This window comes from Enterobacter sp. ECC-175, from assembly GCF_043968675.1.
In the GTDB taxonomy this organism is placed as follows: domain Bacteria; phylum Pseudomonadota; class Gammaproteobacteria; order Enterobacterales; family Enterobacteriaceae; genus Enterobacter.
In genome coordinates, this window is sequence record NZ_CP143776.1 from 294,552 (window position 1) to 319,436 (window position 24,885).

At 58.2% G+C, this 24,885-nt stretch carries 26 protein-coding genes; 9 read left to right on the forward strand and 17 right to left on the reverse strand.

The window, feature by feature from the left end:
• Window positions 1–214: 214 nt before the first annotated feature.
• The 3 genes from ftsX to ftsY are packed head-to-tail and all read right to left on the reverse strand — an operon-like array spanning window position 215 to window position 3,397.
• On the reverse strand, window positions 215–1,270 hold the full coding sequence (gene ftsX / locus V1599_RS01490) for a permease-like cell division protein FtsX (protein WP_112011822.1): 1,056 nt from the start codon (window positions 1,268–1,270) through the stop codon (window positions 215–217).
• Window positions 1,263–1,928, reverse strand: coding sequence for a cell division ATP-binding protein FtsE (ftsE, locus tag V1599_RS01495; RefSeq protein WP_006177946.1), 666 nt, complete (start codon window positions 1,926–1,928; stop codon window positions 1,263–1,265). Before ftsE ends, ftsX begins: the two co-directional genes overlap by 8 nt.
• A 2-nt stretch (window positions 1,929–1,930) precedes the next feature.
• On the reverse strand, window positions 1,931–3,397 hold the full coding sequence (ftsY, locus tag V1599_RS01500; RefSeq protein WP_395300916.1) for a signal recognition particle-docking protein FtsY: 1,467 nt from the start codon (window positions 3,395–3,397) through the stop codon (window positions 1,931–1,933).
• 127 nt (window positions 3,398–3,524) lie between these two features.
• On the opposite strand from ftsY, the gene rsmD reads away from it, so the two are divergent.
• The gene (rsmD, locus tag V1599_RS01505) at window positions 3,525–4,127 is read left to right on the forward strand and encodes a 16S rRNA (guanine(966)-N(2))-methyltransferase (RefSeq protein WP_112011824.1); all 603 of its coding nucleotides are present in this window, start codon (window positions 3,525–3,527) and stop codon (window positions 4,125–4,127) included.
• Window positions 4,111–4,392 carry a DUF1145 family protein gene (locus V1599_RS01510; RefSeq protein ID WP_010436509.1) on the forward strand — a complete coding sequence of 94 codons (282 nt, stop codon included), beginning with the start codon at window positions 4,111–4,113 and terminating at the stop codon, window positions 4,390–4,392. The genes rsmD and V1599_RS01510 overlap by 17 nt, the downstream gene beginning before the upstream one ends.
• A gap of 58 nt (window positions 4,393–4,450) precedes the next feature.
• On the opposite strand, the gene V1599_RS01515 is transcribed toward V1599_RS01510, so the two are convergent.
• The 3 genes from V1599_RS01515 to V1599_RS01525 form a co-directional block, all read right to left on the reverse strand.
• Complete coding sequence (locus V1599_RS01515) at window positions 4,451–5,773, reverse strand: MFS transporter (protein ID WP_297117248.1); 1,323 nt, start codon at window positions 5,771–5,773, stop codon at window positions 4,451–4,453.
• A gap of 261 nt (window positions 5,774–6,034) precedes the next feature.
• On the reverse strand, window positions 6,035–7,060 hold the full coding sequence (gene yhjD / locus V1599_RS01520; protein ID WP_112011826.1) for an inner membrane protein YhjD: 1,026 nt from the start codon (window positions 7,058–7,060) through the stop codon (window positions 6,035–6,037).
• A 49-nt stretch (window positions 7,061–7,109) separates the two neighbouring features.
• Complete coding sequence (locus V1599_RS01525) at window positions 7,110–8,009, reverse strand: LysR family transcriptional regulator (RefSeq protein ID WP_297117252.1); 900 nt, start codon at window positions 8,007–8,009, stop codon at window positions 7,110–7,112.
• Between the two features lie 119 nt (window positions 8,010–8,128).
• Between V1599_RS01525 and V1599_RS01530 the strand changes: the two genes are divergently transcribed.
• A complete protein-coding gene (locus V1599_RS01530) occupies window positions 8,129–8,887 on the forward strand; it encodes an SDR family NAD(P)-dependent oxidoreductase (protein ID WP_395300917.1) in 759 nt (252 codons plus the stop codon).
• Between the two features lie 223 nt (window positions 8,888–9,110).
• Window positions 9,111–9,716 carry a response regulator transcription factor gene (locus tag V1599_RS01535; RefSeq protein WP_395300918.1) on the forward strand — a complete coding sequence of 202 codons (606 nt, stop codon included), beginning with the start codon at window positions 9,111–9,113 and terminating at the stop codon, window positions 9,714–9,716.
• On the opposite strand, the gene V1599_RS01540 is transcribed toward V1599_RS01535, so the two are convergent.
• Entirely contained in the window at window positions 9,695–10,033 is a 339-nt protein-coding gene (locus V1599_RS01540; protein WP_395300919.1) for a lysozyme, read from the reverse strand. The genes V1599_RS01535 and V1599_RS01540 overlap by 22 nt on opposite strands.
• Before the next feature lie 86 nt (window positions 10,034–10,119).
• Entirely contained in the window at window positions 10,120–10,644 is a 525-nt protein-coding gene (locus V1599_RS01545; protein ID WP_395300920.1) for a GNAT family N-acetyltransferase, read from the reverse strand.
• 151 nt (window positions 10,645–10,795) lie between these two features.
• Between V1599_RS01545 and V1599_RS01550 the strand changes: the two genes are divergently transcribed.
• Window positions 10,796–12,388 (forward strand): STY4199 family HEPN domain-containing protein, encoded by a 1,593-nt coding sequence (locus V1599_RS01550; RefSeq protein ID WP_112011832.1) that lies wholly within the window; start codon window positions 10,796–10,798, stop codon window positions 12,386–12,388.
• Window positions 12,389–12,404: 16 nt separating this feature from the next.
• Here V1599_RS01550 and tusA read toward each other — a convergent pair whose 3' ends face one another.
• Window positions 12,405–12,650 (reverse strand): sulfurtransferase TusA, encoded by a 246-nt coding sequence (gene tusA, locus V1599_RS01555; protein ID WP_112011833.1) that lies wholly within the window; start codon window positions 12,648–12,650, stop codon window positions 12,405–12,407.
• Between the two features lie 168 nt (window positions 12,651–12,818).
• Between tusA and V1599_RS01560 the strand changes: the two genes are divergently transcribed.
• Both V1599_RS01560 and V1599_RS01565 read left to right on the forward strand, forming a co-directional pair.
• Complete coding sequence (locus V1599_RS01560; RefSeq protein ID WP_112011834.1) at window positions 12,819–13,484, forward strand: 7-cyano-7-deazaguanine/7-aminomethyl-7-deazaguanine transporter; 666 nt, start codon at window positions 12,819–12,821, stop codon at window positions 13,482–13,484.
• Between the two features lie 72 nt (window positions 13,485–13,556).
• Complete coding sequence (locus tag V1599_RS01565) at window positions 13,557–14,114, forward strand: DcrB family lipoprotein (protein WP_112011835.1); 558 nt, start codon at window positions 13,557–13,559, stop codon at window positions 14,112–14,114.
• 3 nt (window positions 14,115–14,117) lie between these two features.
• Here V1599_RS01565 and V1599_RS01570 read toward each other — a convergent pair whose 3' ends face one another.
• Window positions 14,118–15,335: an MFS transporter gene (locus tag V1599_RS01570; protein WP_395300921.1), complete on the reverse strand. Its 1,218-nt coding sequence runs from the start codon at window positions 15,333–15,335 to the stop codon at window positions 14,118–14,120.
• Between the two features lie 140 nt (window positions 15,336–15,475).
• On the opposite strand from V1599_RS01570, the gene V1599_RS01575 reads away from it, so the two are divergent.
• Window positions 15,476–16,525 (forward strand): AI-2E family transporter, encoded by a 1,050-nt coding sequence (locus tag V1599_RS01575; protein ID WP_112011837.1) that lies wholly within the window; start codon window positions 15,476–15,478, stop codon window positions 16,523–16,525.
• A 103-nt stretch (window positions 16,526–16,628) separates the two neighbouring features.
• A complete protein-coding gene (acpT, locus tag V1599_RS01580; RefSeq protein ID WP_112011838.1) occupies window positions 16,629–17,228 on the forward strand; it encodes a 4'-phosphopantetheinyl transferase AcpT in 600 nt (199 codons plus the stop codon).
• Here acpT and arnF read toward each other — a convergent pair.
• The 7 genes from arnF to arnB are packed head-to-tail and all read right to left on the reverse strand — an operon-like array spanning window position 17,179 to window position 24,569.
• A complete protein-coding gene (gene arnF, locus V1599_RS01585) occupies window positions 17,179–17,583 on the reverse strand; it encodes a 4-amino-4-deoxy-L-arabinose-phosphoundecaprenol flippase subunit ArnF (RefSeq protein ID WP_112011839.1) in 405 nt (134 codons plus the stop codon). The two genes, acpT and arnF, sit on opposite strands and share 50 nt — an antisense overlap.
• Complete coding sequence (gene arnE, locus V1599_RS01590; protein WP_112011840.1) at window positions 17,580–17,918, reverse strand: 4-amino-4-deoxy-L-arabinose-phosphoundecaprenol flippase subunit ArnE; 339 nt, start codon at window positions 17,916–17,918, stop codon at window positions 17,580–17,582. The genes arnF and arnE overlap by 4 nt, the downstream gene beginning before the upstream one ends.
• Window positions 17,915–19,570 carry a lipid IV(A) 4-amino-4-deoxy-L-arabinosyltransferase gene (gene arnT / locus V1599_RS01595; protein ID WP_395300922.1) on the reverse strand — a complete coding sequence of 552 codons (1,656 nt, stop codon included), beginning with the start codon at window positions 19,568–19,570 and terminating at the stop codon, window positions 17,915–17,917. Before arnT ends, arnE begins: the two co-directional genes overlap by 4 nt.
• Window positions 19,567–20,469 (reverse strand): 4-deoxy-4-formamido-L-arabinose-phosphoundecaprenol deformylase, encoded by a 903-nt coding sequence (arnD, locus tag V1599_RS01600; RefSeq protein WP_395300923.1) that lies wholly within the window; start codon window positions 20,467–20,469, stop codon window positions 19,567–19,569. Before arnD ends, arnT begins: the two co-directional genes overlap by 4 nt.
• Window positions 20,466–22,448: a bifunctional UDP-4-amino-4-deoxy-L-arabinose formyltransferase/UDP-glucuronic acid oxidase ArnA gene (gene arnA, locus V1599_RS01605; protein ID WP_395300924.1), complete on the reverse strand. Its 1,983-nt coding sequence runs from the start codon at window positions 22,446–22,448 to the stop codon at window positions 20,466–20,468. The genes arnD and arnA overlap by 4 nt, the downstream gene beginning before the upstream one ends.
• Window positions 22,445–23,428, reverse strand: coding sequence for an undecaprenyl-phosphate 4-deoxy-4-formamido-L-arabinose transferase (gene arnC / locus V1599_RS01610; RefSeq protein WP_395301553.1), 984 nt, complete (start codon window positions 23,426–23,428; stop codon window positions 22,445–22,447). The genes arnA and arnC overlap by 4 nt, the downstream gene beginning before the upstream one ends.
• Window position 23,429: 1 nt before the next feature.
• The gene (gene arnB / locus V1599_RS01615; RefSeq protein ID WP_395300925.1) at window positions 23,430–24,569 is read right to left on the reverse strand and encodes a UDP-4-amino-4-deoxy-L-arabinose aminotransferase; all 1,140 of its coding nucleotides are present in this window, start codon (window positions 24,567–24,569) and stop codon (window positions 23,430–23,432) included.
• Window positions 24,570–24,885 lie beyond the last annotated feature (316 nt).

Genomic DNA, 24,885 nt, shown 5'->3' on the forward strand with positions numbered 1-24,885 from the left:
GTCAGGCAACAACCATGCCAAAGCGTTTGAGCAACGAGATTAGCATTCACTCTTTTATCAGACAGTGATTTTATCCACAAGTTCCAGGTGCAACAGTGAATAAATTACGCACAAAATGTGACATGAAGATGATACTGCGGGAAAGAGACAACAGGGACATCTTTCCCTGCAGAGCGAACATCTCGGTGCAGGGAAAGATTATATCACGCTTTTATTAGTCGGGAGTAAAGTGACGTAAATGTTGCACGGTGGCGAGCCATGCGGCCACCCAGCCGATCATCGAGCAAACCAGCAGCAACAGCAGGCACTCATCGAACCCTAAGCCACTGATATCAAACTTAGTTCCAAAAACCTGCGCCACGTCGGTCACGGCAGACGAAAGCCGCATCACCAAAATTTCTGACAAAATCAATGAAAGAAATGCACCAGAAAAACCTAATAATGCGCCGCCGTAGAGGAACGGACGCAGGATAAACCCATCCGTTGCGCCAATCAGTTTCTGCACGTTGATGGTGTCGCGGCGGGCGAAGATGCTCAGGCGCACGCTGTTACCGATGACGAGGAATACCGCCGCCACCATCAGCACGCCAATCATCGCCGAGACGCGCCCGACAAGCCCGGTCAGCGCCGCCAGACGGGCAAACCAGCTGTCGTCCATGCGCACTTCATCGATCCCGTTAATCCGGGTGATGCGGTCACGCAGGGTGTTAAGCGAATCGGTGCCCTGGAAATCCAGCTTCGGGATCACCACGGCCACAGCGGGCAGCGGATTCTCTTCAAGCATATCCAGCGCGCCGCCAAAGCCTGACCAGTTGCGGAACTCGCCCAGCGCTTCGTCGCGCGACAGGTAGTTAACCTTCTCCACGCCCTGTTCGGCCTGGATCTGCCCGACCACCTGCGCCGCCGCGTTATCGTCGAGCGCTTTATCCAGGTAAACCGTGATCTGCGGCGACGGATAATACTGCGACGCCGCCTGATTCACGTTTTTATAGACCATGTAGCAGACGCTCGGCAGCGTCAGGGAGATGGCAATCACCATCACCGTGAGGAACGTTGCCAGCGGCTTGCTTTTCAGATCCTGCAGCGCGCCGTGGAAGGCGTAGCGCACCTGTTCGTTAAAGACGTTGGTTTTACGGGAGGCCGGCTTCGGCGCGGCCTTCGCGCGCTTGGGTGCATTGCGGTTGCCGTCACCGCCGCCCTGCGGCTTGCGGAAGCGGTCAAACCGGTTTCCGAACTGCCGAATCTGGTTCATTGCGTCGCGCTTATTCACCGTGGCCTCCGTGCAAATGACCGTCGCTCAGCGTCAGCATGCGGTACGAACGACGGGAAATCAGCCCGATGTCGTGCGTCGCCATCAGTACCGTCACCCCAACGCGGTTAAATTCCTCAAACAGACGCAAAATCCCTTCTGACAGGGCATCGTCCAGGTTACCGGTCGGCTCATCCGCCAGCAGCACGGCAGGCTTGTTCACCACCGCACGGGCGATGCCCACGCGCTGCTGTTCACCGCCGGAGAGCTGGATTGGGAAATTCTTCGCTTTGTCCAACAGCCCGACCTTGTCCAGCGCCGCAGAGACGCGGCGGCGGATATCATCATAGCTGGCACCGGCAATAATCAGCGGGATCGCCACGTTATCAAACACGGTGCGATCCATCAGCAGGTGGTGATCCTGGAAAATCATCCCGATCTGGCGGCGCAAAAACGGCACCTCGCGGTTTTTCAGGCGGCTGATGTCATGGCCGCTGAAGAAGATTTTCCCGGCGCTGGGCCGTTCGATCCCACAGATCAGCTTGAGCAGGGTACTTTTCCCCGCGCCGGAGTGACCGGTCAGGAACGCCATCTCGCCCGGTTGCAGGTGGAATGTCACCCCCTGCAGCGCTTGTCTCCCACCGAGATAGGCCTTGCTGACATGTTCAAAGCGAATCATTGTTAGTCCTCTCGGGCAAATAATGCCTCAATAAAGTCGTCCGATTTAAACGGACGCAAATCCTCAATACGCTCGCCTACGCCGATGTAGCGGATAGGAATGCCGAACTGGTCGGCCACGGAGAAGATCACCCCGCCTTTGGCGGTGCCGTCCAGCTTGGTCAGCGTGATCCCCGTCAGCCCTACCGCTTCATGGAACAGTTTTGCCTGACTGATGGCGTTCTGTCCGGTGCTGGCATCAATGGTCAGCATAATTTCATGCGGCGCATCTTCGTCCAGCTTCTTCATGACGCGAACGATTTTTTTCAGCTCTTCCATCAGGTGCGATTTATTCTGTAAACGCCCTGCGGTATCGGCGATCAGCACGTCCACGTTGCGCGCCTTCGCCGCCTGTATGGCGTCAAAGATCACGGAGGCGGAATCCGCACCGGTGTGCTGCGCAATCACCGGAATGTTGTTGCGCTGGCCCCAGACCTGAAGCTGCTCCACCGCCGCCGCGCGGAAGGTATCGCCCGCCGCCAGCATCACCGACTTGCCCTGCTGCTCGAACTGACGCGCCAGCTTGCCGATGGTGGTGGTTTTGCCCACGCCGTTCACGCCAACCATCAGAATAACAAATGGCGTTTTGCCTTCAATATTAAGCGGTTCGTCAACTTTTGCGAGAATTTCACCCATCTCATCTTTCAACAGGCCGTACAGCGCTTCGGCGTCGCGCAGCTGCTTGCGGCTCGCGCCTTCGGTCAGGCTGGCGATGATCTTGCGGGTGGTTTCCACGCCGACGTCGGCAATCAGCAGCTGCTCTTCCAGCTCTTCAAACAGATCATCGTCGATCTTTTTGCCGCGGAACAGGCTGATAAATCCGGAACCGAGATTTTCTTTGGTCTTAAGCAGACTGCGCTTCAGGCGAGCGAAGAAACCTTCTTTAGTCGGTTTTTCCTGCTCCTGAGCGATCTCCTCAACCGGTTCATCCTCTTCAGCCACCGGCACGACGATTTCCGCTTCTTCTGCGGCCTCTGCCGCCAGCGCCTGGGCTTCCAGCTCGTCGTCGGTAAGCTCAGGCTCGTTGACCGCCTCTTCTTCTACCGCTTCAACGATCTCAACGGTTTCCGCTTCCGCCTGCCACTCTTCGGCAGACACCTCTTCGGCCTTGACCTCTTCCGGCAGCGGCAGCGTTTCATGTTCTATAACCGCCTGCGGCGCTTCGGCAACGGTTTCGACGACAGCCGGTTCCGGCTTCTCACTCTCCTTAACCTCTTGGGTAACCTCAACCACCTCTTCAGCAAAGGATTCAATCTCTTCTTTGCTGTGCGCAGGCTCTTCCGCTTCTACGACCGCGGCGGTTTCAACAGGCGTTTCAGGCTGGGACGGCTCTTCAACGGCCTGTTGCTCTTCGGCTGGCTGCTCTTTTTCTTGCTCTTTTTCACCGAAGCCCAGCCAGGAAAAGAAGCCACGTTTTTTTTGTTTTGCCATCTGCGACTACACTCCTCGCGGCGCTATATACATGGAAGCTAAAAAAATGATGAAATAGTCTAACACTTTACTTAATCGACATCACCGCCCGCAATCGCAGGCCAATTGTTAGCAGAGCTTTCCTGAAATGAAGAAACCCAACCGTGCCTCCGCCGGGCAAATTCGCATTATCGGCGGCCAGTGGCGAGGCCGGAAATTACCGGTGCCGGACAGCCCCGGCCTGCGCCCCACCACCGATCGCGTGCGCGAGACGCTGTTTAACTGGCTGGCTCCGTCAATGGTAGACGCCCACTGCCTGGACTGCTTCGCCGGGAGCGGCGCGCTCGGGCTGGAAGCGCTGTCCCGCTATGCCGCCAGCGCCACGCTGCTGGAGATGGAGCGCGGCGTCGCGCAGACGCTGAAGCAAAATCTGGCGACCCTGAAGGCAACGCACGCCAGCGTGGTGAATACCAACACGCTCAGCTTCCTGGCGCAAAAAGGCACGCCGCACAACGTGGTGTTCGTTGACCCGCCGTTCCGCAAAGGGCTGCTGGAAGAGACGCTGTCCCTGCTGGAAAATAACGGCTGGCTGGCGGATGACGCGCTAATTTATGTTGAAAGCGAAGTGGAAAATGGCATGCCGCCGGTGCCCGCCCACTGGGCGCTGCATCGCGAAAAGGTGGCCGGCCAGGTCGCCTACCGTTTGTATCACCGTCAGGCACAAGGAGAATCCGATGCCGGTACTGATTAACCTGGGACGTTTACTGATGCTGGGCGTTTGGGCGTTCCTGATCCTGAATCTGGTGCATCCGTTCCCGCGCCCGATGAACATTTTCGTGAACGTGGCGCTGATTTTCACCTCGTTCATGCACGCCCTGCAGATGGTGATGCTGAAAAACGGCCTGCCGAAAGATGGCCCGCAGATGACCGGATGGCAGCAGCTGCGCGTGTTTATTTTTGGCGTGTTTGAGCTGCTGGTGTGGATGAAAAAATTTAAGGCGCAGGTGAAGAAATAACGCTTTTCATCAGCGTAATAAAAAACGGCAATCCTTCTGGACTGCCGTTTTTTTTTGCCTAGAGCGACTGGTGCCGCGTTTCGTGCGTAAGCAGCAGCGCGATCAGCGTCAGCGCCGCCATCGCGGCCAGGTAGACGCCGACGTAAAACAGGCCGTAGTTCGCCTGCAGCCAGGTGGCGATATACGGCGCCACGGACGCGCCCAAAATAGACGCCACGTTGTACGAGAAAGACGCGCCGGTGTAGCGCACCTCGGTCGGGAACAGCTCGGGCAGCAGCGCCCCCATCGGGCCGAAGGTCAGCCCCATCAGGCTCAGGCCAATCAGCAGATACGCCATCACCAGCGTCGGGCTGCCAGAGCCTAACAGCGGCGGGAAGACGAAGAGCGCAAACAGGATAATCAGCGTGGTGATGACAATCATGCTCGGGCGACGGCCAAATTTATCCGCCAGCATACCCGATACCGGCACCATGACGCCGAAGCCAATCACCGCCATCATCAGCATCCACAGCACTTCGTTACGCGGCAGCCCGAGGCCAACCGGCGCAGCCGCCGTGCTGTAGGTCATTGAGTACACGGTCATGATGTAGAACAGCGTGTAGGTCGCCAGCATGATAAACGTGCCCAGCACGGTCACGCGGACGTGTTTGGTCAGCAGCGTGCCCAGCGGCACTTTGACCTGCTTCTTCGCCGCCGCCACTTTGGCAAAGACCGGCGTTTCGTGCAGGGAAACGCGCACGTACAGGCCAATCAGCACCAGCACGGCGGAGAAAACGAACGGAATACGCCAGCCCCAGGTCATGAACTGTTCATCGGTCAGCAGCCAGGAGAGCAGCAGGAACGTTCCGTTGGCAAAGAAGAAGCCAATCGGCGCGCCCAGCTGCGGGAACGAGCCGTACAGCGCGCGCTTGCGCGGCGGTGCGTTCTCGGTCGCCAGCAGCGCCGCCCCGCCCCATTCGCCGCCCAGGCCTAAGCCCTGGCCAAAACGCGCCAGCGCCAGCAGCAGCGGGGCTAAAATCCCGATGGTTTCATAGGTGGGCAGCAGGCCGATGGCAACGGTGGAAATGCCCATGGTCAGCAGCGAGGCGACCAGCGTGACCTTGCGGCCCACGCGGTCGCCGAAGTGGCCAAACAGCGCGGAGCCAATCGGGCGGGCGACGAAGGCAATCGCGAACGTTGCTAAAGACTGTAGCGTGGCCGCCGTTGGGTCACCCTGCGGGAAGAAAATATGGGGAAAGACGATCACCGCCGCGGTGGCGTAAATGTAGAAGTCGAAGAACTCAATGGCGGTACCGATCAGCGAGGCGACAACAACTTTGTTGCGCGAGTTGACGGGCGCCTGGTCCGCGTCGGAATCGAGTGTGGTGGCTGTTGCTTGCATATTATTTTCTTATTTTTGACGAACGAAAGGCCATATTACGCACAGCAAAAGCGACATTTCAATCTGTAACAAAGCGGCGAACTGGTGAAAAAAGAGTCAAAAAGTGAATAATGTTCAGCCTCGCCAAAACGCTTCCATGAAATGCTTCACAGATTTTAAATATCAGCAGATAAAACTGGTTTAAGGTTAAATAAAAGTTAATGACTGGATTTATATGCTGAAATGAAGAATCGGGCTGACATTTTCAGCCCGATGATAGGTTTAGCGATGCGTTTTGCCCGGCATGCGCGGGTCATCTTTGTATTCTGCGGTGGCGATCCAGGCCGCGCAGAACAGCGTCAGGCGGGCGAAGAAGTAGAAGAACGCCATCAGCCCGAGCACCGAGCCAAACGCCGCGCCGGAGGGCGATTTCACCAGCGACGGCAGCGTATAGGTCATCACGATCTTAATCACCTCGAAGCCTATCGCGGCAATCAGCGTGCCGCGGATCAGCGCTTTTTTACGCGGGCGATGGCGAGGCAAGCGCCAGAAGATCCAGAAGAACAGCAGATAGTTGGCAAAGATGGAGATCGCCAGGCCAATGCCGCGCCAGGCGGGCTTCAGCCATTCAATGTAGTCCAGATACAGCGCGGAAATAATCATCTGCTGGGCGGAGCCCGCAACCGAGGTGATGGAGAGCGTTACGATCAGCGCCACCAGCAGGCCAATCAGCGAGATGAAGTCGCGGAAATACTTCACCCAGATTTTCTCCTCGTCCTGCGGCGTGCGCTCCCACACGTCGCGCGACTGGGCGCGAATGGCCTCGCGCAGGTTGCCCATCCAGTTAATGCCCGAGTAAAGCGCAATCAGTAAACCCACGATCCCAACGGTGGTTCTCTGCTGCACGGCGGTGTTAATTGTGCTTTTCAGCGTTGCGGCGAGCGTCGGGTCGCTCACGTTATTCAGGATCTTGTTGAAGATGTCCTGAAGCAGCGTGGGGTGCGAGGCGAGAACAAAACCCGCCGCGGCGAAAGACACCATGAGGATGGGGATCATCGATAAAAACGAGAAGTAGGTGATGGCTGCCCCGAACTGATTGCCCAGACGATCGTTAAAGCGCTCGGCGGCGCGGATCAGGTGCGCAATCACGGGAAGCTGCTTTATGCGTTCAGCCAGCGTCAAGGCGGTTCCCAGCGCCTTGCTGGCCGTGCCGGGCTCTTTCGGCTCCTCGGGCCTGGTGTCCATTTTCTTCACAGGCTCAAAATCCAGATGCTGTGTGGGTCGTTGCGGATCGTTTTCCTGCGTCACGCGTCTTTTCCTTTTCGTTTCCAGAATGTATTTGAATTATAGCGTGTGGCTAACCCACGTACGCTTTTGTCTGTTCGGTCAGCCACTCCATGAACAGATGAACCCGACGGGAGAGGTTGCGGCGGTGAGGGTAAATCAGCGAAACCGGCATCGGTTCAGCACGATACTGCGGCAGGATCTCAATCAGCTTTTTCGTGCGCAGCGCGTCGCGCACGCCGACGCGCGGTACCTGAATAATCCCCAGCCCGGCAATGCAGGCGGCGTGATAGGTCTCGGTGCTGTTGACCGTGAGCACCCCGCCCGTTTTCACCCACTGCACGGACGTGCCGTTGAAGTACTCGAAGCCCTGCGGCCGCGTTCCCAGCGTGGCGGCGTAATGCACCACGGCGTGAGACGCCAGGTCGTCCAGCGTGTCAGGATAGCCAAAACGCTCCAGATAAGCCGGGCTGGCGCAGTTAATCACCGACAGCCTGCCGAGCGGGCGCGCGATAAGCCCGGAGTCCTTCAGCGTGCCGACGCGCACCACGCAGTCAAAGCCTTCGCGAATCACGTCCACCAGGCGGTCGCTGCTGCTAAGCTCCACTTCTATGCCGGGGTACTGCTGTAAAAAAGCGGGCAGCCTCGGGATGATTAAATTTCGCGCAATGCCAACGGGCATATCCACGCGCAGGCGTCCGCTGATGCTGGAAGGGTCGTGCTGGAACAGGCCGTCCAGCTCGTCGAGGTTGGTGAGCAGATCTTTTGCGCGCTCGTAATAGACCATGCCGTCCTGCGTGAGGCTGACGCGACGCGTCGTGCGGTGCAAAAGCTGCGTGCCGAGCATATTTTCCAGCGCCTGAATCTGCCGCGAAACGCTGCCCTTCGGCAGGCTTAGCGTCTCCGCCGCGCGGGAAAAGCTCTCCAGCTCCGCGACGCGGATGAATAACTGCATTGCGTGTATTTTATCCATAGGCCCGGCTCATTGTTGTTTTAAATGAAACAGTGAAGCGTTATTACCCATCTTTATTGTTTATTTATCACCTAATAAGCTCTTACTCAATCTTCATAACCAGCGAAACGAGGTTTCTTATGTCTGAACGTATAGCCATTGTAACGGGCGGTAGCCGTGGTTTAGGTAAAAACGCGGCGCTAAAGCTGGCAGCCGATGGAACGGGGATCATCCTCACCTATAACAGCAGCCAGAACGAGGCGCTGGACGTGGTGCGTGAAATTGAAGCTAACGGCGTGAAGGCGGCTGCACTGCAGCTGAACGTCGGCGATATTTCCGCTTTTGAGCGTTTTGCTCAACAGGTGCAGGAGACGCTCAGCGGCGTCTGGCAACGCCACACCTTCGATTATTTATTGAACAATGCCGGAACGGGTTTATACGCGCCGTTTGCCGACACCACGGAAGCCCAGTTTGACGACGCGATGAACGTCCATTTCAAAGGGCCGTTCTTCCTGACGCAGCGCCTGCTGCCGTTAATGGAGGACGGCGGGCGTATTCTGAACGTCTCCAGCGGCCTGGCGCGCTTCACCCAGCCGGGGTCAGGCGCCTATGCCGCAATGAAAGGGGCAATGGAAGTGCTCACTCGCTATCAGGCGAAGGAGCTGGGCGCGCGCGGGATCAGCGTGAATATTATTGCCCCAGGGGCAATTGAAACCGACTTTGGCGGCGGACGCGTGCGCGATAACGCGCAGATCAACCATCATTTAGCCTCACAAACGGCGCTGGGGCGCGTTGGCCTGCCGGACGACATTGGCGACGCGGTTGCGGCCCTTCTCAGCGACAGGCTGGGCTGGATGAACGCACAACGTATTGAAGTTTCAGGCGGGATGTTCCTGTAAGCCGCGTTCTTAAGGGGAGGGAGCCCTTTAAGGAAAACCTTAAGAGAGTTATGTCAAAATCCTGGTAGTTATAAAAATCAATGACTGATTTGTAACGTCAACCTTCATTGAGTTTTTTCTCATATAAAGCCTCTGTAGAATCCCCCCGCTATTCATTGAGATTGTACTATTTACGATGGTATTTGCGGTCAGATTGCGCGGAGCCATCTGAAGGGGAAAAACAATGCGAGTAATCATGTTTGACAGGCAGTCAATATTTATTCATGGAGCGATAAACAGTCTGCGGACGTTAATTCCGGAAATAAATATTACGGGAGCCCGTCAGGCAGATGAATTTTTATCACAGCTATCGGCATCACCCACCGCTATCGCGTTGATTGACGGGAATATTCTTCAGGATGAAAATACCACGCTGCTGGAAGATCTTCAGCTTCGATTTCCCAGATTGCGCGTGGCGATCGTGTTAGCCAAAAAAGACCCTCGATACGTTGAAAAAATTCTGCAGCGAAACGTCATGGCCGTTATTCCACGCAACGCGGCGCCGGAGATGTTTTCTACCATGCTGCATTCTATTGCGAGAGGGATGGTTTGCCTTCCGGGCGAGTGGCTGCACGATCTTAATGCGCCGCAGCAGGATTTGTCGCAGCTCAGCGAGCGCCAGTATGAGGTGCTTAAACGACTGGCAGCCGGCGAGTCAAACAAGGAGATTGGTCGTTCACTGAACATCAGTGCGGGAACGGTAAAAGCACATCTGGAAACCCTGTTCCGGCGGCTGGAGGTCAAAAACAGAACCCAGGCCGCAATGCTCTATACCCGCATGATGGCCTGAACCACCGTGGTTTTAAGTACAGAGATATCATCAAGACTATAAAGTAGTGAAATAAGCGTATCGTGCTGCTGCTGTGTCAATGGCTGGTTAATATTTTCACGCAGCAGCGCTTCCCATATTTGCAGATCGTTTTGGAGCATTATTTCTGCTTCCACAGGCGTAATCAGGCCACTGAATTTTTCCCACGGGCGAATAACGTGACCATATCCTATTACCCATAAGCCTTTCTCATCCTTGTATTTCTCCAGTGAAAGGCCCTGCTGCTGTTTTAATAGCTCAATGGCAGAAGAAGATATCTTAAGCGTATGATCGTTCATATTCATTTCCTCTCTAGGGCGTAAGAGTAGAGGAAATAGGCCCGGAGGCCTATAGGCCAAATGGCCATGATTCAGCTGTTTCTCAATCAATATTCTTTTTTTAATAATCCAAAGAGCCAGTCATTATGCCAGCGCCCTGCAAGGAAATAATTTTCCCGCAGCTCGCCTTCGAGACGGAATCCCACTTTTTCCAGCACGTTTCTGGAGGCAATATTGCCCACCGTCACTGTCGCCGTGAGGCGGCGAACGCCGCCTTCGGCAAACGCAAAATCGCAGAGCGCCCGCAGAGATTCATAGCCGTATCCCTTTCCCTGCGCGAACGGCGCAAAAAGAAAGCCCACCTCGGCGCAATCTTCCTCCCGGTGAATATAGCCCGTCACCCCTAGCGGCGTGCCATTTTGCGCGTCGCGCACCGTAAGGCAGAGCCAATGGGTGCTGCCGGGGCGCCACGGCTGCAGGCGAGCGTCAAACGCGTCGCGAATGTCCGCAACGGAGCGGTCCTGCGCAACATAACGCATTACCTCCGCGTTTTGTTGTAACGCCAGAAAGAAGGGCCAGTCGGCGGCCTGTAGAGGCGAGCAGCGTAAGCGCGCGGTGGTTAAAGCTGGCATGCGGTTTCTCCTGAAAGACCTGCCAATGATTATAGGGTTTGTCACTTTTTTTCAACAAAAACTCAGGTATGGTTTAACGTCGTATTAATAAAAAGAAAAACGGCCAGGACCTGGCTCATTTTGGTGCCTTCGTTGCCTCTCAAGGAAAACAATGACTCTGAGTTCATCACACCGCATCCGCGAACAGTTTGAACACTGCCTGACGGTTATTCGCCACGCGTCAGTAGAGATCCTTCTCCTGCTCAACGTGCATGTTGCCGAAGGTAAAGATCCGCGCTGGTTCCTGGAGCAGCTGGATAACGCCCGCTTAGGGCTGGGCGGCTGGGGTGCGGTGGCAAAGCAGCTCAACCTCAACGACGCGGAGATGTCGGCATTTACGCTGCAGCTTCGCCTCCTGCAGCAGCGCGTTCCCCAGTATGAGAGCGGTCAGGACGTGAGCGAGAACCAGCTTATCGCGGCAATGCGTTTTGTCACCTCGCTGGAGCATCTGCGCCTTCAGCAGCCCCTTCTGACCTACAGCACCGAGCTGGCCCCCGGAGACGAAATTCAGCAGCAGCAGGCGCGCAAGCAGGTACGGGCGATTGAGCTGATGATTAAGGGCCTGATACAGCAGGCGTGGCCCGATCCGGTGCGGCTGAATAACCACCTCAAAACGCTGTTTAACGCCGACCGCGTGCGCCGCTGGCTTAAGCTTGGTGAGATCAACGATATCCTGAGCGGCATGATGTTCAGCGAGCTGGCGCAAATGGTGGTCGATAAAAAAGAGTACAGCCGTTACTACGCCTCGCTGTTCAGCGACCCGATGATGCTGACGCTGCTGGTCGACCCGCGCAAAACGCTGCAAACCTTTCTGGACGACATCCGCCAAATCCGCAACGGCATCACCGTTCAGCAGCCGCTAAGTTCGGCGCAAATTCAGCTGCTGGACACCTATTACTCGCAAATTACCCGGCCCGTGCAGCGCGCATTTGAAGAGGGACGGACGCGCATCAACCCGGCGGGGCTGATGGCCGTCGACGCCAGCGAGCTGCACGCGTTCTGGGAGCACGCGCAGAAAAGGGATCGCGTCACCGGAAGCGATCTGTTTGAGGTGCGCGACACCATTGAAAAGCCGACGCAGCGCGCGCCGCGCACGCCGGAACAGCGCGAGCAGCTGATCTCCGGGGCGCTGTGGGGGGCCGTCGGCGTGATGGTTATCGCCATCGTGGTCGGCGGGTTCATCGTCGTCACCAGCGGTAAGCCGCAGCAGGCCGTGGCGAGCGCGGCAGAACCCGCGCAAGCGCCGCAGGAGATGCGGGAAACGCCCTCCTCACGCGAAACGCTGACCCGCCAGGGCGTGACCTGGGACGAAAACAATTTCCGCTCGGCCATTAACCGCAACGATACGCGCGTCGCGCTGCTCTTCCTGCAGGGTGGAATGGACTGGAAGGTGTCGTGGACGGAAGAGGCTATGGCAGCGGGCCATGACGACGTGCTGGAGCTGATGCTGCGCTACCGGCAGCAGATGGTGGAAAAGAAGCCGTGCCGCCGCTTTATCAATACGCTTAGCCACGCCATGGCAAACGGCGAATCGCTGACGTCGGTCCGCAAACAGTACCTGAAGGCATTTTGCACCGTTCCCGCCGTCGTGAAGCGCCAGCAGCACGACGCGGAGATGGCGAAACGTCGCGCGCTGGCGCAGCCGGACGCGACGACTAAAAAATGGCAGGCAATACAGAGCGCGATTTACGACGTGATTCGCTAGCCCGCCGGGCTCGGCGCTACTGCCCCTTGCGAATCAAATACCGGTACGGCAGCGCGTCGGTCGCCTGGGCCACCAGCTCGTGCTCCATAAAGGTACAAAAGCCGGGAATATCGCGGGTAGTGGCCGGGTCGTCGGCAACGATCAGCAGCGTTTCGCCTGCCTGCATATTGCGTACAGTTTTGCGCACCATCATGACCGGCTCCGGGCAGCGGAGGCCCTGAGCGTCAAGGGTATGATCTGGAGTGGAGAATACGTCGGTCATTTTCTTCTCGTTGGTGTAAAAACGGCTGTAGTTTACGCCCCGCGACTCTCAATGCAAACAGGTTAACGATTGCGTGAAAATCAACCATTGCAAATGACCGTCAAAGCAGTATCATGCGGCGGCTTTATTGGGTTCCCTCACCCCAAATTTTAATCAAAAAGGTACAATATGAGCTCCTTTACACACCCTCAACGCGTCAAGGCGTTGTTCTGGCTTTCGCTTTTTCATCTGCTGGTGATCACCTCCAGCAACTATCTGGTGCAGTTGCCGATCTCCATTTTTGGTTTTCACACCACCTGGGGCGCATTTAGCTTTCCGTTTATTTTCCTCGCCACCGATTTAACCGTGCGGATTTTTGGCGCACCGCTGGCACGCCGTATTATTTTCGCGGTGATGATGCCCGCGCTGTTCGTCTCGTACGTGATTTCATCGCTGTTTTACATGGGCAGCTGGCAAGGTTTGGAAGCACTTACTAACTTCAACCTGTTCGTGGCGCGCATCGCGGCGGCAAGCTTTATGGCCTACGCCCTGGGGCAGATCCTCGACGTTCACGTCTTTAACCGCCTGCGGCAAAACCACCGCTGGTGGATGGCGCCGACCGCCTCGACGCTGTTTGGCAACGTGAGCGATACGCTGGCGTTTTTCTTCATCGCCTTCTGGCGCAGCCCGGACGCGTTTATGGCCGAGCACTGGATGGAAATCGCGCTGGTGGACTACTGCTTCAAGGTGCTTATCAGCATCGTGTTCTTCCTGCCGATGTACGGGGTACTATTGAATATGCTGATGAAAAGGCTGGCAGATAAATCTGAAATCACCGCATTGCAGGCAGGTTAAGGGTTCGCTTTATCAGTTGTGATAAGATGGATGAATGAGCCGCTATGGCCGTTTATCGAAAGGAAGAAGTCAATGCGCAATCTGGTTAAATATGTCGGGATTGGCCTGCTGGTTGTTGGCCTTGCAGCCTGTGATAACAGCGACACCAAAACGCCTGCTCAGGGCGCGTCCGCTGAAAGCAATGCCACGGGGCAGCCGGTCAGCCTGATGGATGGCAAACTCAGTTTCTCTCTGCCGGCGGATATGACCGATCAGAGCGGCAAGCTGGGCACCCAGGCGAACAACATGCACGTCTATTCTGACGCTACCGGGCAGAAAGCGGTGATTGTGATCGTCGGCGACGACACCAGCGAAGATCTGGGCGTGCTCGCTAAGCGTCTGGAAGAGCAGCAGCGCGGCCGTGACCCGCAGCTGCAGGTTGTCACCAATAAATCCATCGAGCTGAAAGGCCACACGCTGCAGCAGCTCGACAGCATTATCTCGGCGAAAGGCCAGACGGCCTACTCTTCCGTGGTGCTCGGCAAGATTGATAATAAGCTGCTGACCCTGCAGATTACCCTGCCAGCGGACGATCAGCAGAAAGCGCAAACCGCCGCGGAAAACATCATTAACACCATCGCGATTCAGTAATTTTCACGATGATGACGTGGCCTCCCGGGCGTGCTCGGGGGGCCATTTTTTTAGCCGCCACGCCAGCAGAAGCGCCACCGCCACCAGGCCCGCCGCGGCAAGATAAATCACCGGCACGCCCGCCCAGGCCATCACCAGCCCCGCCAGCGGCCCGGTGATCCCCAGCGACATATCCATAAACACCGTATAGGTTGCCAGCGCCGCGCCCTGATTTTGCGGCGGCACCGCCTTCACCGCCACAACGCCCAGCGCCGGGAACACCAGCGAGAACCCCGCCCCCGCCAGGAAAACGCCGACTTTCGCCATCCACGGTGCGGTGGCGACGCCGGTCAGGAGCAGGCCAACAATCTCCACGGCGAAGCAGATCATCGCCACGTTCAGGCCGCCCAGGCGGTTTATCCCGTTCGGGAAAAGTAAGCGAGCACCCACAAACGCGCAGCTAAAGAGCGTTAACGCAAAGGCCGCGCCGTCCCAGCCTTTGGCATCGTAAAACAGCGTGATAAACGTTGCGATGGTGCCAAAGCCGGCGGAAGCCAGCGCCAGCGCCATCCCGTACAGCCAGACGCGCCCCAGCACGGCGCGAAACGGCAGCGGCTTGCCCTTGCTGGCCTTGACCTTCGGGCGCGGCAGCGCGAAGGCAATCGCCAGCAGCGCGATGACCATAATCGTGACGGCTAGCCCGTAAAGGCCGCCGTAGGCATAACACACCACGCCGAGCGGCGCGCCGATGGCCATCGCGCCGTAGGTCACAATGCCGTTCCACGAGATCACCCTGCCGATGTGGGGCGCCCCCACAACGCCGACGCCCCACAGCGTGGATCCTGTTCCCGCCAGGCTCTGGCCGATGCCTAAAATCACGCGGCCCAGGCACAGCAGCGCCAGGCTCAACAGCGGCCAGTGGCTGGTGGAGGCGGCCAGCAGGTAGCTCAGCCCGCTCAGGAAGCAGCCGCACAGTCCTATCACGACAACGCTTTTCGGCCCGAACCGATCCGCATAGCGCCCCGCATGCGGGCGGCTCAGGAGCGTGGCAAAATACTGCAGGCTAATTACCAGCCCGGCCCAGAAGGCGTTAAAGCCCATTACGTCGTGAACATACCCCGGCAGCACGGCCAGCGGCAGGCCGATCGTCAGGTAGCTGGCGAAGTTGAAGATAACAACGGAGACAATGCGCAGATTGAGGCGAAATCCGCTCAGCGCCGGTTCGGCGGCAGGTTCGGGCATGACGTTTCTCTGATTTTTGCAACGGTGTTTCACTATTACCACGATGCCCGGTGAAAATCAGCCTCGACTTTCAGATAAGCGCCCCAGACGAAGCGAATCCCGCACACTACACTTAACGAGCCCACGAAAAAGGAAAACCTATGACACCTACCCAGCCCGATAAAGCGGGTTTGCACATTTTATTGAAGCTTGCCTGCCTGGTGGTGATCCTTGCAGGGATTCACTCAGCGGCCGATATTATTGTTCAACTTCTGCTGGCCCTCTTCTTTGCCATTGTTCTTAATCCGCTGGTGACGTGGTTCTTGCGTCGCGGCGTGAGCCGCCCGGTGGCTATCACCATCGTGGTCATCGTCATGCTCATCGTGCTGACGGCCCTGTTCGGCGTGCTGGCGGCGTCGCTCAGCGAATTCTCCACCATGCTGCCGCAGTACAACAAAGCGCTGACCCGCAAGCTGGTTGACCTGCAGGAGATGATACCGTTCCTCAATCTGCATATCTCCCCGGAGCGCATGCTGCGCAGGATGGACTCGGAAAAGCTGATGACCTACGCCACCACCCTGATGACCGGGCTTTCCGGCGCGATGGCAAGCATCCTGCTGCTGGTGATGACGGTGGTGTTTATGCTCTTTGAGGTCCGCCACGTTCCCTACAAGCTGCGCTTTGCGCTCAATAACCCGCAGATCCACATTGCCGGCCTGCACCGCGCGCTGAAAGGCGTAACCAAATATCTGGCGCTAAAAACGCTGCTCAGCCTCTGGACGGGCGTGCTCGTCTGGCTGGGGCTTGAGCTGATGGACATTCAGTTTGCCCTGATGTGGGGCGTACTGGCGTTTCTGCTGAACTACGTTCCCAATATCGGGGCGGTGCTTTCCGCCGTGCCGCCCATGATCCAGGCCTTTTTGTTCAATGGTTTTTATGAATGCATGCTCATCGGGGCGCTGTTCCTCGTCGTGCATATGGTGCTGGGAAATATTCTTGAACCACGGATGATGGGCCACCGCCTGGGGATGTCGACGCTGGTGGTCTTTTTATCCTTACTGGTGTGGGGATGGCTGCTGGGTCCGGTGGGTATGCTGCTCTCGGTGCCGTTGACCAGCGTATGTAAAATCTGGATGGAGACCACCAAGGGCGGGAGCAAGCTGGCGATACTCCTCGGACCAGGGCGTCCCAAGAGCCGATTACCGGGCTAAACCCGGAATGCGGTTAGCCATTCGCGCTGCCAATGGATTATAGTAATGGTTTCGCCGCGTGACTGTGCGGTTCTTACTGCATTAACTGAAGGCCAGACGTTATATGTACCAGGTTTTTCTGGGAAAAATCTCCACGCTAAGCAACGATAATTGGGCTGAAGCGCTGGCCAGACATGCACCGCAAGACGCACGGCGCGCCCGCTGGCTGGCCGGACGAGGGCTACTTTCGCGCCTGTTCGATCCTCAGCCGCTGCCGGAAATTGTCTACAGCGAGCAGGGGAAACCGGGCTTTGCGAACGGTTTTCCGCTGTGGTTTAGCGTTAGCCACTGCGAGGACGATATCGCGCTGATCGTCAGCGATGAAGGTGAAGTGGGTTGTTCGCTGGAGCATATTCGTGCGCAGGATAACTGGCGCACGCTTGCCAACGCGGTCTTCAGCAATGCCGAACACGATGAGCTGGAGCAGGAAGCAGCCGAGCGCCAGCTGGCCGCGTTCTGGCGCATCTGGACGCGCAAAGGGGCCATCATCAAGCAGCGTGACGGCCACCCCTGGCAGATGGTCAGCATCGATAGCGCCGCCGGGTTACACTCGGTCAGCCACTGCCAGATTGACGCCCTGAGCCTTGCCGTCTGTACCGCTACGCCCTTCGCGCTTACGACGACGCTGATCCGCTCGGTCGACGGCGCGCTGGCCGGAAAATAGTCAGCACGCCCAGAATAATACATCCAACGCCCGCCAGCCCGCGCCAGGAGAAGTGCTCTTCCCAGCCTGGCAGCGCGATCGCCGCGGCCCAGACCAGGATATAGCTCAGGCTCAGCAGGGCGTAAGCTTTGCTAAGCGCCATCCGCTGCAGCGCCAGATACCAGCAGCCCATCGACGCCACATATCCCGCAAGGCCGAGCGCCAGCGAGCCGGTGCCGGGAGCGGTATGCCACAGCGCAGCAGCAAACGCGGTGACGTCGCTGACGGGCGGCAACAGCACCATCGCGTGCCGCAGCAGCAGCTGCGCCGCGCTGACCAACGCCACGCTGCATAAGGCCCAAAACGCCCCTTTCACAGGCTTCCTCCCAGCAGAATAATGCCAATGATAATTAAGCCCACGCCGAGCCAGTGGCGCGGCGCAACGTTCTCATGCCAGACCGCTTTCGCCGCCAGCGTCACCCAGACGAAATTCAGGCTCAGCATCGGGTAAGCGATGCCGACCGGCAGGTGCTGTAACACGACCAGCCAGACCAGCATTCCGCTGCCAAGCGCCAGCAGCGCCAGGCCGAGCCAGAGCATAAGATGCCTGCCGCGCCGCCCGGCTTTCGCCGGACGGGTCGCCTGCTTCTGACACAGCTGTCCTGCGCAGCTCAGCAGGCTGGACAGTATCAGCCCGACCCAGACCATCATTGCGGCAAGTACTGCAGGTAGGCCAGACGCCCCTGAACGTACAGGTTGTCCGGTTTTGGCAGCTTCGCCTGCTTGAGGTCGTCGTTTTTCGACAGCAGGATCACCAGAGAAACGCGCCCCTGCTGGCGATGCACCTCCAGCCACTGCGCCAAATCATCCTCGCTCACGAACCGCCCCTGCGCATCCGGGTAGTTCAGGCCGTACTTCAGCTCGCCGCCCTGGCCGTAGAGAATAATGTCGTCACGATTTAGCTCCCACGCCAGCCCCGCCGCCACGCCCACGCTGTTAGCCAGCACGAATTTGCTCTCCTCCAGCGGAACGCGCACGGTATCGACCAGCGACTGCGGCTGCTTCGAATCCACCACGCGGTTAGGAATGGCGAAGCCAATCAACAGCGCCAGCCCGGCCGGGCAGAGCGCAGCCAGCCACCAGCGCTGCGGGCTTCGATGCAGCGTAAACCAGCCCATCACGGCCCACACGAGAAAAGCCACCGCGGCGCAGAAGACTTTATACAGCTCGACGGAGGTCCAGACCGGATGCTTTGTGACTCCCCACGGGGAAACCGCCAGCGCCGCCGCCACACCCAGCACGCCAAAGCCCAGGTTAATCCACGCGTTAATGCGCAGCACCTTCACGCTCTTCCCGGCGAGGGTGCAGGCGTAGCGCGCCATCAGGATCGCCAGCGGGGCAAAGCACGGCAGGATGTAGGTCGGCAGCTTGCCTTTGGCGATGCTGAAGAACAGCAGCGGCATCACCACCCATCCCAGCAGATACCAGCCGCTGCCGTCGCCCTGCCTGTCGCGCCAGCCCAGGCGCAGCGCGCCCGGCAGCAGCGCCAGCCACGGCAGGCTTCCGGCAATCAGGAACGGCAGGTAATACCAGAACGGCGCCTTGTGCTGGGCGTCGCTCTGCGCGAAGCGCTGAATATGCTCCACCCAGAAGAAGTAGCGCCAGAAGTCAGGCTCGCGCTGGGCGATCGCCAGCCCCCAGGGCAGCACGATCAGCACGCAGCTCAGAACCGCCAGCCAGCCGTAGAGCAACACCTCTTTCCAGCGCTTATGCACAATCACCCACGGCAGAACGCCAATCACCGGCACCGCCAGCGCCAGGAAGCCTTTGGTCATCACCCCCATGCCGCAGGCCAGCCCGAGCAGAACATAACCACCGACTTTTCCCATGACGGTTTGCGCCTGCGCGGCCAGCCAGAAGCTGCACATCGCCGCTACCAGCCAGAGGGTGATGATGGGATCCAGCACCGCATAGGTGCCGATACCGTAAACGAGGAACAGGGTGATAAAGATGATGCCGGAGAACAGCGCGACGCGCTTGTCCTGCCAGAGGCGCCACGCCAGCCAGATCACCAGCAGCGCGGCGAACCCGGTGGAGAATATCGCCCCGGCGCGCACGGCAAAGTTGGTGTGGCCGAACAGCAGCTGTCCGATGCTGTTAACCCAGTACCCGGCTATCGGCTTTTCGAAATAGCGCAGTCCCAGGAAGTGCGGCACCACCCAGTCGCCCGAGGCCAGCATTTCGCGGCTGATCTCCGCGTAGCGCGTTTCATCAGGCTGCCACAGCAGGCGAAGATCGACCGGAATAAGGTAGTAAACGATAAACAGTGCGAGAAGCGCTAAGCCGTAACGGGCTGCTTTCATGATGCGGGACTCACGGTGTGTTGATAGCCAAGCCAGCCTTCCCGGCCGGCCATTTCATTGCGTACGATTTTGCCCGGCGGCAGCGTTGAGAGATCGTCCGGCAGCAGCTCGCTGAGCGGGCAAAACGCGATGCCCTCCCGCTTCGCCATCGCCAGCAGCGCGTCGAAATCGTGCTGATACGCGATCCCCTCCACTTCCGCGTGGATGGTATACACCGGCGTGCCGGTATCTCGGTGCATGTGGTCCAGGATATAGCGATTGAACCCGTCGGCGCTGACTTCGCGCCCGACGACTTCATCCCACGTGGGAAGCGTAACCGGAATTTGCACGGTGCCAAACCGGTTCTCACCCAGCTGCGGTAAAAACGGCCCGGTGCCGCGGCAGTCGCTGTTGTAGCGGAACGCGAAAGGTTCTTTCGCTTTCACGACGCGCTGATCCGCCCGCCAGCCCGCCACGGCCGAGCAGCGTACCTGCTGGCCGGTAATGGCCTCCAGCTCCAGCACGCCGCGCTCAATTTCACGCTTCATGCGCTGAATATCCCACACGCCCGCCCACGCCTGCCAGGCGTGGTGATCCCAGGCGTGCAGGCCCACCTCGTGCAGGCGCGCCGCCTCGCGGATAATCGCTTCATTACCCGCACCGATGCGCCTGCCGGGCCATGCGGTACCCGCCAGCAGGATATCCCAGCCGTAAAGGGATGCCGCGCGCGAGCGCAGCATTTTGAACAGAAATGCCGGTTTAACCAGACGCCACAGGTGACGTCCCATGTTGTCTGGCCCCACGCTGAAAAAGAGGCTCGCGCGAACGTCGTGCTTGCTCATCAGTTCCAGCAGCCGCGGTACGCCGTCGCGCGTGCCGCGAAAGGTATCGACATCAATGCGTAAACCGACTTTTTTCATGACGCCTGTTCCGTCAGCTCCACGGTGCGCAGGAAGAAGTCGAGCGTTTCGTCAATGGTTTGTTCCATCTTCACGGTCGGCGTCCAGTTCAGGCAGCGCTTCGCGTTGCGAATGCTCGGCTTGCGGTGCTCAACGTCCTGATAGCCTTTGCCGTAATAGCTGCTGCTTTCCACTTCGCGGAAGCCGGCAAACGGCGGGAAGCGGTCGCGCAGCGGGTGGCGTTCAAAACTGGCCAGCAGCATCTCGGCCAGCTCGCGAATGCTCGCTTCGTTGTCAGGGTTGCCGATGTTGATGATCTGCCCGTTGCAGCGGTTGTCGTTGTTCTCAATGATGCGGAACAGCGCTTCGATGCCGTCGCTGATATCGGTGAAGCAGCGCTTCTGCTTGCCGCCTTCAATCAGCTTGATTGGCGAGCCTTCCACCAGGTTGAGGATCAGCTGGGTGATGGCGCGGGAGCTGCCGATGCGCGCCGCGTTCAGGTTGTCCAGGCGCGGTCCCATCCAGTTAAACGGACGGAACAGGGTAAAGCGCAGCCCCTCTTTTTCGCCGTAGGCCCAGATCACGCGGTCCAGCAGCTGTTTAGAGACGGAGTAAATCCAGCGCTGCTTGTTGATCGGCCCCACCACCAGGTTGGAGGTGTCTTCGTCGAAGTTTTTGTCGGTACACATGCCGTACACCTCAGAGGTGGACGGGAAGATGATGCGCTTGTCGTATTTCACGCAGTCGCGGATGATCTTCAGGTTCTCTTCGAAGTCCAGCTCGAACACGCGCAGCGGGTTGCGGGTGTACTCAATCGGCGTCGCGATCGCCACCAGCGGCAGCACCACGTCGCATTTTTTAATGTGGTATTCGATCCACTCGGAGTGGATGCTGATATCCCCTTCCACGAAGTGGAAGCGCGGGTTATCCAGGAAGCGGCTGATGGCGTCCGAACCGATGTCCAGGCCATAGATTTCGTAGTTATCGTCCTTGAGCAGGCGTTCGGTGAGGTGGTTACCGATAAAACCGTTCACGCCGAGGATCAGCACGCGGGTGCGGCGTTTGATGGCAACCACCGGCGCGCTGGTGATCAGCGCCCCAGCGACCAGACCGAGAGACTGCGCCAGCTGGGTTCCCTGAACGTACAGGCCGTTGTCGGTTTGTCCGGTGACGATCTCCAGCGCCTGCTCGCCGCAGCTGACAATCAGCGGCGAAACGGAGACGACGGTGCCCGGCTTAGCGGCAGGGATGTCGTCACGCACGCGGGATTTCCAGACGATAAACTTGCTGACCCCGGCAAAGCTGTACGCCCCCGGCCACGGATCGGTCACCGCGCGCACCAAGTTATGCAGCTGGCGCGCGGGTTTGGTCCAGTCCAGGCGGCCGTCCTCCGGGTTGCGGCGGCCAAAGCAGCTCGCCTTGCTCTCGTCCTGCGCGGTTTCGCTATACGTCCCCTGAAGGATGGACGGCAGCGCGTCGCGCAGCAGGGTTTTTGCCGTTTCGCACAGCCTGTGATGAAGCTGGAGCGCGGTTTCGTCTTCGTCGATAGCCACGTTTTGCTGCGCAACGATAGCGCCCGCGTCGGCGCGGCGAACCATGCGGTGCAGGGTTACGCCGGTTTCGGTTTCACCATTGACCAGCGCCCAGTTCAGCGGCGCGCGGCCACGGTAGGCGGGCAGCAGGGAGCCGTGCAGGTTAAACGCCCCTTTTGGCGCCAGGCTTAAAATCGCGTCGCTCAGGAGGTTGCGATAGTAGAACGAGAAAATCACGTCCGGCGAAAGGGTCTGAATGCGGTCAACCCACAGCGGGTGGTTTACATCTTCCGGCGCATAAACCGGAATGCCGCGTTCAGCCGCAATGCGCGCCACGGAGCCGAAGAAGGTGTTCTCTCCGGCAGCATCAGGATGGGTAAAGATAGCGGCAATTTCATAGCCCGCTTCCAGCAGGGCCAGCGTGCCCGCGCACCCCATATCGTGATAGGCAAAGACAACGGCTTTCATGGGTGGTTTTCCTCTTGAGACGCTTTGTGTTCCTGACGGACAACACGTTGGATAAAGTAGCGCGGACGCGCGCGAACATCGTTATAGATACGGCCTATGTATTCACCGAGCAGGCCCATGCCAACAAACTGGGCGCCAATGAACATAAACAGCACGGCAAACAGCATAAAGACCCCTTCCGCCGCCCACTGCGGGCCGTAGATCAGCCGCAGCGCGACCAGCAGAACGGAGAGCGCAAACCCGGCCAGCGCGATAACGCTGCCGAAGACGCTCAGCAGGCGCAGCGGCGTGGTGGTCAGGCAGGTGATGAGGTCGTACATCAGGTTGATCAGGCGCATAAAGCTGTACTTCGACTCACCGTGCTCGCGCTCGGCGTGGAGGACGGGGATCTCGGTCGCCTTACGGGCGAAGGTATTTGCCAGAATCGGAATAAAGGTGCTGCGCTCGTGGCAGTGCAGCATGGCGTCAATAATGTGGCGGCGGTAGGCGCGCAGCATGCAGCCGTAGTCGCCCATCGCCTTGCCCGTTGTGCGCTGGATGAGGCGGTTGATGGTGCGTGACGCCATCTTGCGGAACAGGCTGTCCTGGCGGTTCTGCCTCACCGTGCCCACCACGTCGTAACCTTCGTCGGCTTTAGCCACCAGGCGCGGGATCTCCTCCGGCGGGTTTTGCAGATCGGCGTCCAGCGTAATGATCAGATCGCCCGTGACGTGGCTGAACCCGGCCATAATCGCCGAATGCTGGCCGTAGTTGCGGTTAAGCAGCACGGCGACGATATGGCTGCCGTCGGCCTCTGCGGCTTCGGTCAGCATCATCGCGGACGCGTCGCTGCTGCCGTCGTCCACCAGCAAAATTTCGTACTCTTTGTTTAGGGTTTCGCAGGCGGCGGTGGTGCGGCGGATCAGTTCGGGCAGGCTTTCCTGCTCGTTATATACCGGGATCACCACGGACACTTTTTTTACGGGCGGCGCGCTAAACATATCAATGTCCTGCAAGCTGATGGAGCGCGGTAATGACGCGGGTTGTGTCGTCATGGGTCATGTCCGGGAAAAGAGGGAGAGAACAAATGCGCTCGCTGTTCCATTCGGTGTTCGGCAGAAAGACGTCCGGGAAGCGTTCGCGATAGTATTTTTGCGTGTGGGCCGCGCGGAAGTGCAGGCCGGTGCCGATGCCCTTCTCCTTCAGCGCGGCCATCAGGCCATCGCGGGATATCCCACAGCGGGCTTCATCCACGCGGATAATAAACAGATGCCAGGCATGCTGGTGCGGCCAGGCCGGAATGCGCAGCGGCTGGAACGGCGTATCGGAGAGTTCGAGCAGGTAGCGATCGGCGATGTCGCGACGGCGCCTGTTGGCCTCACCGAGCTTGCCCAGCTGCACCAGCGCCAGCGCGGCGTTGATATCGGCCAGGTTGTATTTGAAGCCGGGAGAGATTACCTCCGCCTGCGGCGCGCGGCCGTGCGTCTGGCGATCGTAGGCGTCTACGCCTAAGCCGTGGAACTTCAGGCTGCGGATGCGCTGTGCCAGCTGTTCGTCATCCGTCACCACCAGCCCGCCTTCGGCGCAGGTCATGTTTTTGATGGCGTGGAAGGAGAAAATCGCGGTGCCCTGCCAGCCGACGTGGCGATCGTTGTAGTAGGTGCCTGCGGCATGGGCTGCGTCTTCGATGACGGGAACACCGTGGCGCTCGCCGATCGCGCGGATCGCGTCTATATCGCAGGGCGCGCCGGCATAGTGAACGGGGATAATGGCTTTGGTTTTTGGGGTAATGGCCGCGTCTATGGCGTCAGGGGTGACCATCAGCGTGTCGCGATCCACGTCGATCATCACCGGCGTGGCGCCCAGCAGGACGATCATATTCAGCGTGGAAACCCAGGTCAGGGACGGCGTGATAACCTCATCACCCGGCCCTATCCCCAGCGCCATCAGCGTGACGTGCATCCCCGCCGTGGCGGAGCTAACGGCAATAGCGTGGTGATTCCCCGTTAGCGTACAAAATGCCTCTTCAAGCGCCTGGTTTTTAGGCCCCGTCGTGATCCAGCCGGAGGCTAATACCTCCTGCAGCGCGGCTAATTCCTCGCTGCCCATCGAGGGGCGGGAAAAAGGCAGAAAATCACTCATTATTTATTTCCTTGAGATAAGAAAAGCATCTTTTTGGATAATAGCCAAATGCCGGCAAGTTTATTTCAACGAACCATAAACTCATCTCAAGGTAGCAGCGATTTCTTAGGACAAAATTAAGGGGAGTCTACATAGAAAACTTTAAAACAATTTAAACCTTAATAAACAATTAGTTACATATTTATGAATTTTTCATTTTGTGATGTGGCGATAAAAACCCATTTTTGTTTTTTAAACCAAACATCAACAAATAAACAATTCCCGATATATTTTGTGTAAAACTAAAATATATCGGGAACTTTTCTTTTTAGTTAAT